This is a genomic window from Streptomyces sp. NPDC014991, assembly GCF_043080665.1.
In the GTDB taxonomy this organism is placed as follows: Bacteria; Actinomycetota; Actinomycetes; order Streptomycetales; family Streptomycetaceae; genus Streptomyces.
The window spans coordinates 1-13,612 of record NZ_JBIBVY010000015.1 but is presented as its reverse complement, the minus strand read 5'-3'; the positions used below and the strand labels follow the sequence as shown (position 1 = coordinate 13,612).

The window sequence follows — 13,612 nt, the reverse complement described above, 5'->3', positions numbered from 1 at the left end:
ACCGGCCGCCCCTGACCAGGGAGTTCCGTCCTATGAGGGCATAAGCTGGTCTTATGAGTGAGGTGGAGGGGCGGCAGACACGCACCGAATCGCTGGCGCACCGGGTGCCGGACCTGGGCGCGCTGGAGCTGCTGCTCGCCGTGGCGCGGCTGGGCAGCCTGGGAGCGGCGGCGCGCGAGGTCGGCATCACGCAGCCCGCCGCCAGCAGCCGGATCCGCTCCATGGAACGGCAGCTGGGAGTGGCCCTGGTCGACCGCTCGCCGCGCGGCTCCCGGCTCACCGACGCGGGCGCCCTGGTGACGGACTGGGCCCGTCGGGTGGTGGAGGCCGCGGCGGCCTTCGACGCGGGGGCACGGGCGCTGCGGGACCGCCGGGACTCACGGCTCAGGGTCGCGGCGAGCATGACCATCGCCGAGTACCTGCTGCCCGGCTGGCTCCTCGCCCTGCACGCCCAGCGGCCGGACACGGCCGTCTCGCTGCTCGCCGGGAACTCGGCCAAGGTCGCGGAACTGCTGCTGGCCGGCGAGGCCGACCTGGGTTTCGTGGAGGGTTTGACGATGCCGGCGGGTCTGGACTCGGCGGTGATCGCGCACGACCGGCTGATCGTCGTCACCGCCCCCGGCCACCCGTGGGCCCGCCGCCGGCGCCCGCTCACCGCGGAGGAACTGGCCGCGACCCCGCTCATCCTCCGCGAGCGCGGCTCCGGTACCCGCCAGGTCCTGGACACGGCCCTCGGCGGCCTGGCCCGTCCGCTGATCGAACTGTCGTCGACCACGGCGGTGAAGGCGTCCGCGGTCAGTGGCGCGGGCCCCTCGGTCCTGAGCGAGCTGGCGGTGGGGGAGGAGCTGGCGACACGACGCCTGGTCGGCATCCCGGTCCAGGACGTCTCCCTGCGCCGAGCCCTACGAGCGGTATGGCCCACCGGCCACCGCCCCACAGGGCCGGCCCGAGACCTCCTGTCCCTGACAAAAACCTGACCCCGCACTCACGCCCCGCCCCGGCAGCCCTCGCAAGGAGCGCGGGGAGCTGCGCGCCCGCCCACGACGAACTCGCACCGGCGAACCGCCCGCCCGCACGCCCCCGCACCTCACCGGCCGACGGCCCGGCAGCCCCGCAAGGGGCGCGGGGAGCTGCGCGCCCGCCCACGACGAACCCGCACCGGCGAACCGCCCGCCCGCACGCCCCCGCACCTCACCGGCCGACGGCCCGGCAGCCCCGCAAGGGGCGCGGGGAACTGCGCGCCCGCCCACGACGAACCCGCACCCGCACACCGCCCGCACTCACGACGCCGCCCCCACCAGCCCCCGCATCACCCGCAGGTCCTCACCCATCTCCGGATGCCACTGCACCCCCAGCACCCAGCAGCCGTGTTCCACCGGCAGCTCGACGGCCTCCACCGTCCCGTCCGCCGCGTAGGCCGACGGCACGAGCCCCGCCCCGAGCCGCTCCACCGCCTGATGGTGGTACGTCGGCACGATCAGCTCCTCCGGGACGATCCCGGCGTACAGCGTCCCCGGCACCGGCTTGACCGGGTGCCCGCCGAACACGCCGACCTGTTCCGCGTGCCCGTCCAGATGCTGCACGAGCGTGCCGCCGAGGGCCACGTTCAGCAGTTGCATGCCCCGGCAGATGCCGAGCACCGGCACCCCCGCCGCCAGCGCCGCGTCGATCAGGGCCAGCTCCCAGGCGTCCCGCTCCGGAGCGGGCGGCCCCGTACGGGCCGAGCGCTCCGCGCCGTACCGCGACGGGTCGACGTCCGGCCCGCCCGCGATCACCAGCCCGTCGAGGCGGGCGACCGCGGCCCGTGCCCGCCCGGGTGTGTCCGGCGGCAGCAGCACCGCCAGCCCCCCGGCCCGCTGCACCAGCCGGGGATAGGCGGCCGGCAGCAACGCCGCCTCCAGCTCCCAGGCACCCCAGCGGGCCCCGGCCTCCAGATACGTGCTCACACCGATCAGCGGTCGTACGGTCATGCCGCCCTCCCCGGAGTCCACGGCCCACCCGTCAAAGGCCGGTCTTCGTACCAATGCGGGAACGGCTCACGCCAGGAACCCCCGCAGCAGCGCCGCCGTCCCCGCGCAGTGCTCCCGCGTCATCTCCCGCGCCCCGTCGGCGTCCCCGTCCAGCACCGCCTCCACCAGCGCGGTGTGCTGCCGCTGGGAGTGCTCCAGGTTGCGCACCAGCAGCGGGATGCAGTCCAGCAGGTCGTTCACCGTGGCCCGGACCGCGGCGTACTGCGCGGTCAGCGACGGCGAGCCGCACAGCTCGGCCAGCGTCAGGTGCAGCAGCGTGTCGGCCCGGCGGTAGTCCGTCAACGGCGCGTCACGGGTGCGGTCCAGCGCCTCCCGCAACCGGCCCGCCTGCTCACCGGTCAGCCCGTGCGCCGCGCACAGCCCGACGGCCCCCACCTCCAGCACCTCGCGGAACCGCAGCACGTCCTCGATGTCGGTCCCGGCGACACGCCGCCGCAGCTCGTCCTCGCCGCCCGCGTCCGTGCGCGGCAGCACGAACGTTCCGCCGTACCGCCCGCGCCGCGCCTCCACCAGCCCCTGGTCCTGGAGCACCTTCAGCACCTCGCGCAGCGTCACCCGGCTGATGCCCAGCCGCCCGGCCAGCTCCCGTTCGGCCGGCAGCCGCCCGCCGTCCGGCACCAGGCCGAGGCGGACCACCTGGAGGATCTGCTCCAGCGCCTCCTCGAAGCCGTTGCCCGCCCGCACCGGCCGCAGCACCGGAGCGAGCCGGTCACCGGCGCCGGGCGCACGCGCCCCCTGCCACTCCGTCTCCCGCGACACCCGCCGTGCCCCCTTCCCAAGCAATGGTTCACGGCAATACCTTATGGTTCCCGGCCCGGCCCAGAAAGCGCGATGGCGCCGAAGGAGGCTCTCCCGTGGCAGACCGCACACCCCCGCTCGGCGTCGAGGAACTGCACGCCCTCGTCGCGGGCGGTGAGATCGACACTGTCGTCCTGGCCTTCCCCGACATGCAAGGGCGCCTCCAGGGCAAGCGGTTCGCCGCCCGTTTCTTCCTCGACGAGGTCCTGCACCACGGCACCGAGGGCTGCAACTACCTGCTCGCCGTCGACACCGAGATGAACACCGTCGACGGCTACGCGATGTCCTCCTGGGAGCGCGGCTACGGCGACTTCGCCCTGCGCCCCGACCCGGCCACCCTGCGCCGCATCCCCTGGCACCCGGGCACCGCCCTGCTCATCGCCGACCTCGCCTGGGAGGACGGCTCCCCGGTCGCCGCGGCCCCGCGGCAGATCCTGCGCCGCCAGCTGGAGCGGCTCGCGGAACGCGGCTACACCGCCCAGGCCGGCACCGAGCTGGAGTTCATCGTCTTCAGGGACAGCTACGAGCAGGCCTGGGACGCCGGCTACCGCGGCCTGACCCCGGCCAACCAGTACAACGTCGACTACTCCATCCTCGGCACCGGCCGCATCGAGCCCCTGCTGCGCCGCCTGCGCAACGACATGGCCGGCGCCGGCCTCACCGTCGAGTCCGCCAAGGGGGAGTGCAACCCGGGCCAGCACGAGATCGTCTTCCGCTACGACGAGGCCCTCGTCACCTGCGACCAGCACGCCCTGTACAAGACGGGCGCCAAGGAGATCGCCGCCCAGGAGGGTGTGTCGATCACGTTCATGGCCAAGTACAACGAGCGCGAGGGCAACTCCTGCCACATCCACCTCTCGCTCGCGGACGCCGACGGGAACAACGCCATGGCCGGGCCGGACGGGATGTCCGAGGTGATGCGGTGCTTCCTCGCCGGACAACTCGCCGCCCTGCGCGACTTCTCGCTCCTCTACGCCCCCAACATCAACTCCTACAAGCGGTTCCAGCCGGGCTCCTTCGCCCCCACCGCCGTCGCGTGGGGGCACGACAACCGCACCTGTGCCCTGCGCGTGGTCGGCCACGGCCGTTCCCTGCGTTTCGAGAACCGTCTGCCCGGCGGCGACGTCAACCCTCACCTCGCCGTCGCGGGCCTGGTCGCGGCGGGTCTGTACGGCATCGAGCAGAAGCTGGAACTCCCCGAACCCTGCGCCGGCAACGCCTACGCGGCCGGCTTCGCGCACGTCCCCACCACCCTCCGCGAGGCCGCCGAACTCTGGGAGAACAGCCCGATCGCCCGGGCCGCCTTCGGTGACGAGGTCGTCGCCCACTACCGCAACATGGCGCACGTGGAGCTGGCGGCCTTCGACGCCGCGGTCACCGACTGGGAGCTGCGCCGCTCCTTCGAACGCCTGTGAGCCGCCGCCGGGACGCCGGTGAGGCGTCGCCCGTGAAAGGTCCTCACATGTCCGGTCCCCACGAGTCGTCCGACGCGCACGACCCGCACGAGCTGGAGATCGTCAACCCCGCCACCGAGGAGGTCGTCGCCACCGTCCCCGCCGCCACCGCCGAGGACGTGGACGCCGCCGTCGTACGGGCCGGCCGCGCCCAGGCCGGGTGGGCCGCCCTCGCCCCCGCCGACCGGGCCCGCCTGCTCCGCCGCTTCGCCGACGTCGTCGACACCCACACCGAGGAGCTCGCCCAGCTGGAGGTCCGGGAGGCCGGCCACACCGTCGGCAACGCCCGCTGGGAGGCCGGCAACGCCCGCGACCTGCTCCTCTACGCGGCCGGCGGCGCCGAACGCCTGCTCGGCCGGCAGATCCCGGTTCCCGGCGGCTGGAACATCACCTTCCAGGAACCCCTGGGCGTGATCGGCGTGATCGCCCCCTGGAACTTCCCCATGCCGATCGCCGCCTGGGGTTCCTTCCCCGCCCTGGCCGCCGGCAACACGGTCGTCCTCAAGCCCGCCGAGACCACCCCACTCACCGCGCTGCGGCTCGCCGCGCTCGCCCTGGAGGCGGGCCTGCCCGAGCACGTCTTCCAGGTGCTGCCGGGCCACGGCCACACCGCCGGCCGCGCCCTGGTGGACCACCCCGGCGTCGCCAAGATCGTGTTCACCGGCTCCACCCGCACCGGGCGCGAGGTCATGGAGCGCTGCGCCCGCCTGGTCAAACCGGTCACCCTGGAACTCGGCGGCAAGAGCCCCAACGTCGTCTTCGCCGACGCCGACCTCGAAGCCGCTCTCGACCCGTCCTCCTTCCTGGACAACTCCGGCCAGGACTGCTGCGCCCGCACCCGCATCCTCGTCCAGGAGACGGTGTACGAGGAGGCCCGCGACCTGCTCGCCGGCGCGCTGGCCGCCGTCGTCGTGGGCGACCCGGCCGACGAGAGGACCCAGATGGGCCCGCTGATCTCCCGGCGGCAACTCGACCGCGTACGCTCCTACGTCCCCGAGGACGCCCCCGCGCTGCGCGGCAGTGCGCCCGGCGGCCCCGGCTTCTGGTTCCCGCCGACCGTCCTCACCGGCGAGCGGCCGGGCGGCCGGGCCGCCCGCGAGGAGATCTTCGGCCCCGTCGCCGTGCTGCTGCCCTTCACCGACGAGGAGGACGCCGTCCGCCTCGCCAACGACACCCCGTACGGCCTCTCCGGGTCCCTGTGGACCCGGGACCTCGGCCGCGCCCTGCGCCTGTCCCGGGCCGTCCGGGCGGGCAACCTGTCCGTCAACTCCCACTCCAGCGTCCGCTACTGGACCCCGTTCGGCGGCTTCAAGCAGTCCGGCCTCGGCCGCGAACTCGGCCCCGACGCCCTGACCGCCTTCACCGAGACCAAGAACGTCTTCCTCAGCACGGAGGGCCCCGCACAGTGACCTCTCAGCGCACCGACACCGTCTGCCGCCGCCTGGCCGGCCGTACCGCCGTCGTCACCGGAGCCGGCAGCGGCATCGGACTCGCCGCCGCCCGCCGGCTCGCCTCCGAGGGCGCCCACGTCGTCTGCGCCGACGTGGACGAGGCCCGGGGCGGGGCCGCCGCCGACGAGACCGGCGGGCTCTTCGTGAGGACCGACGTCACCGACCCCGGGCAGGTCGAGACGCTGTTCCGGACGGCGTACGACACGTACGGCAGCGTCGACATCGCCTTCAACAACGCCGGCATCTCCCCGCCCGACGACGACTCCATCCTGGAGACCGGCCTGGAGGCCTGGAAACGCGTCCAGGAGGTCAACCTCACCTCCGTCTACCTGTGCTGCAAGGCGGTCCTGCCCTACATGCGCCGCCAGGGCAGGGGCTCCATCATCAACACGGCGTCCTTCGTGGCGCGGATGGGAGCGGCCACCTCGCAGATCTCCTACACGGCCTCCAAGGGCGGCGTCCTCGCCATGTCCCGCGAACTGGGCGTGCAGTTCGCCCGCGAGGGGATCCGGGTGAACGCCCTGTGCCCGGGCCCGGTGAACACCCCGCTGCTCCGGGATTTGTTCGCCAAGGACCCCGAGCGGGCCGCGCGCCGCCTGGTGCACATCCCGGCCGGCCGGTTCGCCGAGGCCGAGGAGATCGCCGCCGCCGTCGCCTTCCTGGCCAGCGACGACTCCTCCTTCGTCAACGCCACCGACTTCCTGGTGGACGGCGGCATCTCGGGCGCGTACGTCACCCCCCTGTAGGGACGAAGGTGTACGGTCCGCCGCCACGACCGCCTGCCGCGCCCGGCACGCTGGAAGGACACCAGCGCCTGGCTGACGGACGCCGCCGACCGGGCCCTCACGGCCGCCTGCGGCACCGGCGCCGGCACGTCCCTGCCGACCTCGGCCCGGCCCCGCTGCACGGACGAGATCGTGGAGATCCGCGAGAACGGCACCACCATGAGCGGCGCCCCCGCCTTCGCCGGCCACTGGAACCACCGCCGTACCGTTCCGCAGTACGCCTGGGTGTCCCCGCTCCTCGCCGGCCGCGCCCCCGCCGAACTCGCCTCCTACGCCCGCGCCGCCCGCCGCGAGGCCCTGGCCGCCCCCGTCGGCGCCACCCGCGCCCTCGGCACCCACGCCCGGTCCTCGACCGCCGGGGCCGGATCACCGTGCGCACCGAGGGCTGCGGCGGCGTCCCGGGCGGCCGGGGTGCGGTCATCCCGTACATCGACGGCAAGCGCTGCTGGATCGACGAGCAGGTGTACGGCGTCCGGGGCGCGCGGGCCTGGCAGCCGCAGCCCCGCGAGCGGCGGCCCGCCCTCGCCGCCGGGGACGCCGACACCGACGTCACCTTCGTCGGGGACGCCACCGGCACCCACCTATAGGCCCTCTCGTCGACCCGCTGCCGCGCCGGGCAGCCCCCTACCCCTGCTCGACCACCGCATACACCGCGCCCGACGGCACGCGCGGACCGCTCCGCCGCACGGACGGCTCGGTGGTGCCGGACCAGCCGGACACGGTCCACTGACCTGCCCTCACAGGAAGGTCCGCCCCTCGCCCCGGTAGGTCGGCACGGTCGCCGTCACCGCGTCCCCCTCGACCAGGTGCAGCGCGTCGAACCGCTCGCACAGCTCACCCGCCTTGGCGTGCCGGAACCACACCTTGTCACCGACGAGCAGGTCGTCGGCGGGCGAGCCGAGCAGCGGGGTCTGCACCTCGCCGGGGCCCTCCTGCGGGTCGTAGGCCAGCCCCTCCGGCAGATACGGCACCGGCAGCCGGTCACGGCCGGCGGCGCCGGACGCCGGATAGCCGCCGCCCAGCACGGTGACGACACCCACGCCGGGCCGCCGTACGACCGGCTGGGCGAAGAGGGCGGCCGGACGGCCCCTGAACGACGTGTAGTTGTCGAACAGGCGCGGCACGTACAGCCCCGAGCCGGCCGCGATCTCCGTCACCGCCTCCTCGGCGGCCGTGTGCTGCACACTGCCGGTGCCGCCGCCGTTGACGAACTCCAGGTCCGGCACGACGGCCCGCACCGCCCGCACGACCGCGGCCCGCCGCTCGGCCAGCTCCCGGCGGGCGGCGGCCTGCATCAGCCGGATCGCCCGCGAGCGCAGCGGCCGCCCGGCCACCGCGTCCCCGACCCCGGCGACATGCCCCTCGTACGCCATGATCCCCACCAGCCGGAACCCCGGCCGCCGGGCCACCGAGCGTGCCAGCTCGGCGAGTTGGGCGGGGGAGCGCAGGGGTGAACGCCGGGCGCCCACCCGCACCCGGCCGCCGAGCAGCCGCAGCGAAGTGTCCAACTCCAGGCACACGCGCACCACTTCCCGCCCGCCGTCCCGGGCGGCGTCGATGAGGTCCAGTTGCGCCGGGTCGTCGACCATCACCGTGACGGCACCGGCCGGCTTCGGATCGGCGGCCAGCTCCGCGAACCCGGCCCGGTCGGCCGACGGATAGGCCAGCAGGATGTCCTCGAACCCCGACCGCGCCAGCCACAGCGACTCCGCCAGGGTGAACGACATGACGCCCTGGAAGCCGTCCCGGGCCAGGACCCGTTCCAGCAGGGCCCGGCAGCGTACCGACTTGCTGGCGACGCGGACGGGCTTGCCCCCGGCACGGCGGACCAGGTCGGCGGCGTTGGCGTCGAACGCGTCCAGGTCCACGATCGCGAGAGGGGCGTCGAGATGGGCGGTGGCCCGGTCGTAACGGGCCCGGTCAGCGGCGCGCGCAGTCATGGCGGAAGCCTGCCAGACAGGATTACCGCAGGGTAGGGGGACGTTCCGGGCAGATGCCGCGGGCCCGCGCACCGGTTCCGTCCCGGCCTGCGCCAACCCGTAGAGTGACGCGCACGTACGGCGCGACGCGCCCGGCAGACCCGTCTGAACCGGGATGCCGGTCCGGCCGTACGGGTATGCGTGCCCGGCAGGAGCTTCCGTACCGGGCGCGGCCGAGCAGCACAACGGCCCGCGTACGACAAACGGCCCGGGCACGAGGAAACGGGGAGTGCATGAGCACGGAAGCGCGGCACGCTCCCGTCCCGCGACGTCCGTCGACCCCACCCGGACAGCCCACCGGAACCGGCACCGGGCCGCTCCCGCCGGGCACGCCTTCGGGCCTCCCGCCCCAGCACCCGCCGACCCGCACCACCCCCACCCGCCCGAACGCCGGGCCACTCACCGGCGACCCCTGCGACCCCGACGACGAACCCTCGGTCTTCACCCCCCGCGCCCCCCGCCCACGGCCCGGCAGGGCCGTACCCGAGGTCGCCGACCCCGTGAGCCCGCCGCCGCCCCCCGCCTCGGCTCGCTTCCCCGACGCCCCGCCGAACACCGGACCCCACCGCGGCGGCCCCACCCCACCCCGTCCAGCCGGACACCCCGTCCGGCAGGCAGCGGCGCCGGGCACGCGCCCGACGGCCCCGGTGAGCCGGCCCGCTTCCAGGACCTCGGCAGACCGGGAAGCCCCGGCGGGCCAGGCGGCCTCGGCGGACCGGCCGGCGTGGCCGGACCCGATGACCCCGGCGGACGGGACGGCCCCGGCAGGCCCGACATCTCCTACGAGCCCTTCCGCCCCGGCAGGCCAAGGGCGCGCAGCGGCGCAGGCGGCTCCGGCCGCCGCCGGGGAGACGCCGTCGGACACGGCCTCCGCGGCGACCGCCCGGCTGCGCCCCGGCAGGGAGTCCGGGCGGCAGGGCGGCGCCCCGGCGGAGACCCCGTCGGAGACGACGGCCCGCCTCCGCCCGATCCGCTCGGCCGCCTCGGCGCCCTCGCCGTCGTCGCCCCCTTCCGCACCCCGCCCGGCGTCCTCCGCGTCCTCGGATCCCCGGCGTCCCACCTCCGCGCCCACCGTCCCACCGGTGCCGTCCGCACCCCCCGTACCCTCGGCGCCCCCGGTGCCGTCCGCGTCTTCCGCCTCGTCCAGGCCGGCCGCGTTCCCCGCGCCGGGGCGGCCCGCTGCCACGGCGTCCGCAGGGACCGCGCGGGGCCGTCGTGACGGTGCGGTGTCCGCGCCCGGCGGCGCCGGTGGGACGTCCGACGCCGGAGCCGAAAGAGCCCGGACCGGTTCCGCCGTGAACGCGGTGTCCGGCGCCGGCGCCTGGAGTCCGAGGTCACCCGCCCACCCCGCGGGCTCCCCGCCCGACGCGGCCCACTCCTGGAGTGCCGCGCCGGCCGCCCGCCCCGTCGTGACGTTCGCGGAGCCCGAGACGTCCGGCGAGCGGACACCCGGCCGCCTCGGGCCGCGCACCGCCGCTGCCGCCGCCTGCCTCGTGCTCGGTCTCGGTCTCATCGGCGGTGCCGTCACCGGGAGCTGGCTCACCGGGGACGGCGGGGACCATGCCTCCGTCAACGCGTACACGGCCGCCGGGACGCTCTGGCACAGCGTGCCCGTGGACGAACTGTTCCCGCCCACCGTCCAGGGCACCGGGGCCGGCCCCGGCGGAGCCGACCGTACCTGGACCCGGATCGCCGTCGCCCCGGACAGCGGCTGCGCCCACGCCTTCGACCCGCTGCTGGGCAAGGTCCTCGCCCCCGTCGGCTGCCGGCGGCTGCTCCGCGCCACCTACACCGACGCCACCCAGAGCCACGTCACCACCGTCGGCCTGCTGTTCACCGAGGCCGACCCCGCCGCCATGTCGGCGCTCGCCGCCCGCTTCCGCACCGAGCACCTGGACCGGCGCGCCGACCTGATGCCCCGGCCGTACGCCGCCCCGGGCACGGCCGCCGCCGCGTTCGGCGACCGCCAGCGCGCGTCCTGGACCGTCTCCGTGCTCACCGACGCCCCCGTCGTCGCCTACGCGGTCTCCGGCTGGGCCGACGGCCGTACCGTCGACACCCCCCAGCCCGCCGCGGACGCCGTCGGCTCCGGCGCGACCACGGCACCGGCCCAGGCCGGCCTCGGCAACGAGGCCCAGGGCCTGGCCGACCGCATCGAACGGCGCCTGCGCAAGACCGTCGGCACAGCCTCGGAGAAGCCCGCATGACGCACATCCGCGCAGCGGCGCTGAGCCTGCTGCTCGCCGGTTCCCTCGCCCTGCTGCCCGCCACCACCGCCCACGCCGACAGCATCCGCGACCGGCAGTGGGCCCTGTCCGCCCTCCACCTGGACCGCGCCTGGCAGACCACCAGGGGCCGGGGTGTCACCGTCGCCGTCCTGGACACCGGCGTCGAGCCGGACCACCCGGACCTCGCCGGCAACGTCCTGCCCGCCAAGGACATGATCGGTTTCGGTGCCGGGCCCGGAGACCGCACGTGGGCCCGGCACGGCACCGCCATGGCCGGCATCGTCGCCGGGCACGGCCACGGTCCCGGCAACGCCGACGGCGTCATGGGCGTGGCCCCCGAGGCGAGGATCCTGCCCGTGCGGGTGATCCTGGAGGACGGCGACTCCGCCCGCGCCAAGGCCCGTACCGAGCGTGGCAGCGCCCTCGCCGACGGCATCCGCTGGGCCGCCGACCACGGCGCCGACGTCATCAACCTCTCCCTCGGCGACGACTCGAACTCCGCGCACCCGGAGCCCGGCGAGGACGAGGCCGTGCAGTACGCCCTGAAGAAGGGCGTGGTCGTCGTGGCCTCCGCCGGCAACGGCGGCGACAAGGGCGACCACGTCTCCTACCCGGCCGCCTACCCGGGCGTCATCGCCGCCACCGCCGTCGACCGCTACGGCACCCGCGCCTCGTTCTCCACCCGCCGCTGGTACGCGGCGGTCAGCGCGCCCGGTGTCAACATCATCATCGCCGACCCCGACCACAAGTACTACGAGGGCTGGGGCACGAGCGCCGCGTCCGCGTTCGTCTCCGGCGCGGCCGCGCTCATCAGATCCGCCCACCCCGCCCTGGCCCCGGCCCAGATCAAGAAGCTCCTGGAGGACACCGCGAGGGACGCCCCGGTCGGCGGCCGGGACGACTCCCGGGGCTTCGGGACGATCGACCCGGCGGCGGCCCTGGAGTCGGCGGCCCGCCTGAAGCCGGAGGGTCTGCGCCCGGCGTCGTACGGCGAGCGGTACTTCGGTACCGGTCCCGACACCCCCGGAGCCGGCTCCTCGGCCTCCGGCTGGGCGGGCCCGCTGGCCGGCGGCGCCGGCGGCGTCCTGCTGGTCGCGGGCGTCGCCCTGTGGCGGACCCGCGGAAGGAGACGTCTCAGCCGGCGGTGATCACCGGTACCGCCGCCTTCGCCGCCGCCTCCACCAGCGCGATGCCCTCCGCCTGACTCCCGCTGCCGTCCGACAGCACGGCCACCAGGTGACCCGTACCGTCCGCCGTCACCCGGCCGACGCTGTCGACGTCCCACAGCCCCGTTGCCGCGCGCCGGCCAACCGTTCTTCAGGGCCCAGGAGCTGTCACGCGCGGCGGCCGACGCCCCTCACTGCCGGTCCGCCTCGACCGACTTCATCCGGCCCCCGCACGTGCGGGAGGCCGCGTCCAGCCGGAGGTGCTCCCGAGCACCTGCGGGAGCGGAACGAGCTGGTCCGCGGCCGTCGTCCGGGTCAGCCCCCCCAGCCTGCCCGCAGCGCCGGAGGTCGCGCTCAGGCCGAAGCGTGCGTCGGCCGCGTCCACGCCGGCCGACGCCCCTGATCGTGTGCCACAGCGCCGTCGCGGACGCGTTTGCCGCTGTTCTCGATCACCTTCGTGGCGGACGCCCCTTCGGCCGCCGTCAGCCCCCGCGCCGCGTCCTGGGCCCGGAGCGGCAGCGCGGCCGCGATGTCGACCTCGACCGCCGGCATGCGCGCCCCGGACGGCACGGTCACCCGCGCCATCGCCCCGGACAGCAGCGCGCCCCGGTCCACCGCGGGTTGCGTGACGGGTTCCACGGACGCCTCCACGCCCGCCCCGGCCGAGGGGGGAGGGCCGGGGCGACCGGCCGCCGACGATACGGCCGCGGTCCCGGAGCACGCCCGCTCCCGCAAGCAGACCGTGCCGCCGGCGGTGACCCCGCTCGCGGCCACCCTGGCGCCGGGACGGGCGCCACGTCAGGGAATGCCGGGGACTCCTGTGAGCGGGGTGTCACCGGCCCCGCGGCCGGCCGGCGCCCTCCCCCCGATAGGGTCGGTGACCGTGGCGAACAAGAACATCCCCGACCCCGGTTTCTCCGACGACGACGGCTCCGCCGACCCCCGGCTGAGCGCCGCCCTCGCCGCCTGGGCCGAGGACCGCAACGCCCTCGGGCCCGTCCTGGAAGCGCTCAAGGGCGCCCGCCTGCTCGTCCCCGTCGTCGCCGTGCTCGGCGAGGTGGAGGAGGACGAGAACGGGCTGCGCCGCGAGAAGACCAGCGACATGGCCGTACCCACCCTGAAGGCCGGCGACCGCACCGCGCTGCCCGCCTTCACCTCCACCGACTCCCTGGCCCGCTGGGACCCCGGGGCCCGCCCGGTCGCCGTCTCCCTGCACCAGGCGCTGGAGGCCGCCGCGCACGAGAAGGCCGACACGGTCGTGCTGGACCTCGCCGGCCCGGTGCCGTTCGAGCTGACCGGCCCGGCGCTGCTCGCCCTCGCCGAGGGCCGCACCAGCATCGACCCGCTGGCCGACCCGGCGGTCGTCGACGCCGTCCGTACGGCGGTGGCGGCGGAACCCGCCGTGCTCCGCGCCCACCTCGGGCCCGGGCGGGCCGACGGCACCCTCGCGCTCGTCCTGGACCCGGCGGCTCCGCCCGCGGAGGCCGCCCGGGCGGTCGCCGAGCGTCTGGCGGCCGACGAGACACTGCGGGCCCGCCTGGTACGCGGCCTCGACCTGGCACTGCTGCCGGCCGGGACCACGCCTCCGGGCGAGCCCTTGTACGTGCGCGGATGAGCGGAACGGAATAGGGTCTTTCGTTCGGATCGGGCCGGATCAGGGAGCGGGTCCTGGTGCCGTGCGTCGCACGGCGGAGGAGGGCGCCATGGCGGAGCCATGGCAA

Annotated in this window: 13 protein-coding genes and 1 pseudogene; 9 read left to right on the top strand and 5 right to left on the bottom strand. The window is 75.7% G+C overall.

Annotation, left to right across the window (positions count from 1 at the left end; all coding sequences use genetic code 11):
• Positions 1–53 precede the first annotated feature (53 nt).
• Positions 54–977, top strand: coding sequence for a LysR family transcriptional regulator (locus tag ACF1BE_RS22860; RefSeq protein ID WP_392200860.1), 924 nt, complete (start codon positions 54–56; stop codon positions 975–977).
• A gap of 303 nt (positions 978–1,280) precedes the next feature.
• Here the strand turns inward: ACF1BE_RS22860 and ACF1BE_RS22855 are convergent, their stop codons facing one another.
• Together ACF1BE_RS22855 and ACF1BE_RS22850 are read right to left on the bottom strand one after the other, a co-directional pair.
• Positions 1,281–1,970 (bottom strand): gamma-glutamyl-gamma-aminobutyrate hydrolase family protein, encoded by a 690-nt coding sequence (locus tag ACF1BE_RS22855; protein ID WP_392200859.1) that lies wholly within the window; start codon positions 1,968–1,970, stop codon positions 1,281–1,283.
• A 66-nt stretch (positions 1,971–2,036) separates the two neighbouring features.
• Complete coding sequence (locus ACF1BE_RS22850) at positions 2,037–2,789, bottom strand: FadR/GntR family transcriptional regulator (protein WP_392200858.1); 753 nt, start codon at positions 2,787–2,789, stop codon at positions 2,037–2,039.
• Positions 2,790–2,884: 95 nt separating this feature from the next.
• On the opposite strand from ACF1BE_RS22850, the gene ACF1BE_RS22845 reads away from it, so the two are divergent.
• The 4 genes and pseudogenes from ACF1BE_RS22845 to ACF1BE_RS22830 form a co-directional block, all read left to right on the top strand.
• A complete protein-coding gene (locus ACF1BE_RS22845) occupies positions 2,885–4,243 on the top strand; it encodes a glutamine synthetase family protein (protein WP_392200857.1) in 1,359 nt (452 codons plus the stop codon).
• A 47-nt stretch (positions 4,244–4,290) separates the two neighbouring features.
• On the top strand, positions 4,291–5,691 hold the full coding sequence (locus ACF1BE_RS22840; RefSeq protein WP_392200856.1) for an aldehyde dehydrogenase family protein: 1,401 nt from the start codon (positions 4,291–4,293) through the stop codon (positions 5,689–5,691).
• Positions 5,688–6,479, top strand: a complete 792-nt coding sequence (locus tag ACF1BE_RS22835) for a 3-oxoacyl-ACP reductase (protein ID WP_392200855.1) — start codon at positions 5,688–5,690, stop codon at positions 6,477–6,479. The genes ACF1BE_RS22840 and ACF1BE_RS22835 overlap by 4 nt, the downstream gene beginning before the upstream one ends.
• A 21-nt stretch (positions 6,480–6,500) precedes the next feature.
• A pseudogene (locus ACF1BE_RS22830) lies at positions 6,501–7,248 on the top strand (haloacid dehalogenase-like hydrolase); the annotation flags it as partial.
• Between the two features lie 7 nt (positions 7,249–7,255).
• Here the strand turns inward: ACF1BE_RS22830 and ACF1BE_RS22825 are convergent.
• Positions 7,256–8,458, bottom strand: coding sequence for an amino acid deaminase/aldolase (locus ACF1BE_RS22825; RefSeq protein WP_392200854.1), 1,203 nt, complete (start codon positions 8,456–8,458; stop codon positions 7,256–7,258).
• A 763-nt stretch (positions 8,459–9,221) separates the two neighbouring features.
• Between ACF1BE_RS22825 and ACF1BE_RS22820 the strand changes: the two genes are divergently transcribed.
• The 3 genes from ACF1BE_RS22820 (at position 9,222) to mycP (ending at position 11,873) form a co-directional block, all read left to right on the top strand.
• Complete coding sequence (locus ACF1BE_RS22820) at positions 9,222–9,716, top strand: hypothetical protein (RefSeq protein WP_392200853.1); 495 nt, start codon at positions 9,222–9,224, stop codon at positions 9,714–9,716.
• 76 nt (positions 9,717–9,792) lie between these two features.
• Positions 9,793–10,704 carry a hypothetical protein gene (locus ACF1BE_RS22815; protein WP_392200852.1) on the top strand — a complete coding sequence of 304 codons (912 nt, stop codon included), beginning with the start codon at positions 9,793–9,795 and terminating at the stop codon, positions 10,702–10,704.
• Complete coding sequence (gene mycP, locus ACF1BE_RS22810) at positions 10,701–11,873, top strand: type VII secretion-associated serine protease mycosin (protein WP_392200851.1); 1,173 nt, start codon at positions 10,701–10,703, stop codon at positions 11,871–11,873. The genes ACF1BE_RS22815 and mycP overlap by 4 nt, the downstream gene beginning before the upstream one ends.
• Here mycP and ACF1BE_RS22805 read toward each other — a convergent pair.
• Together ACF1BE_RS22805 and ACF1BE_RS22800 are read right to left on the bottom strand one after the other, a co-directional pair.
• Positions 11,860–11,985 (bottom strand): hypothetical protein, encoded by a 126-nt coding sequence (locus ACF1BE_RS22805; RefSeq protein WP_392200850.1) that lies wholly within the window; start codon positions 11,983–11,985, stop codon positions 11,860–11,862. The genes mycP and ACF1BE_RS22805 overlap by 14 nt on opposite strands.
• A 260-nt stretch (positions 11,986–12,245) precedes the next feature.
• Positions 12,246–12,530 carry a hypothetical protein gene (locus ACF1BE_RS22800; protein WP_392200849.1) on the bottom strand — a complete coding sequence of 95 codons (285 nt, stop codon included), beginning with the start codon at positions 12,528–12,530 and terminating at the stop codon, positions 12,246–12,248.
• Between the two features lie 244 nt (positions 12,531–12,774).
• On the opposite strand from ACF1BE_RS22800, the gene ACF1BE_RS22795 reads away from it, so the two are divergent.
• Positions 12,775–13,506 (top strand): SseB family protein, encoded by a 732-nt coding sequence (locus ACF1BE_RS22795; protein WP_392200848.1) that lies wholly within the window; start codon positions 12,775–12,777, stop codon positions 13,504–13,506.
• Positions 13,507–13,612 lie beyond the last annotated feature (106 nt).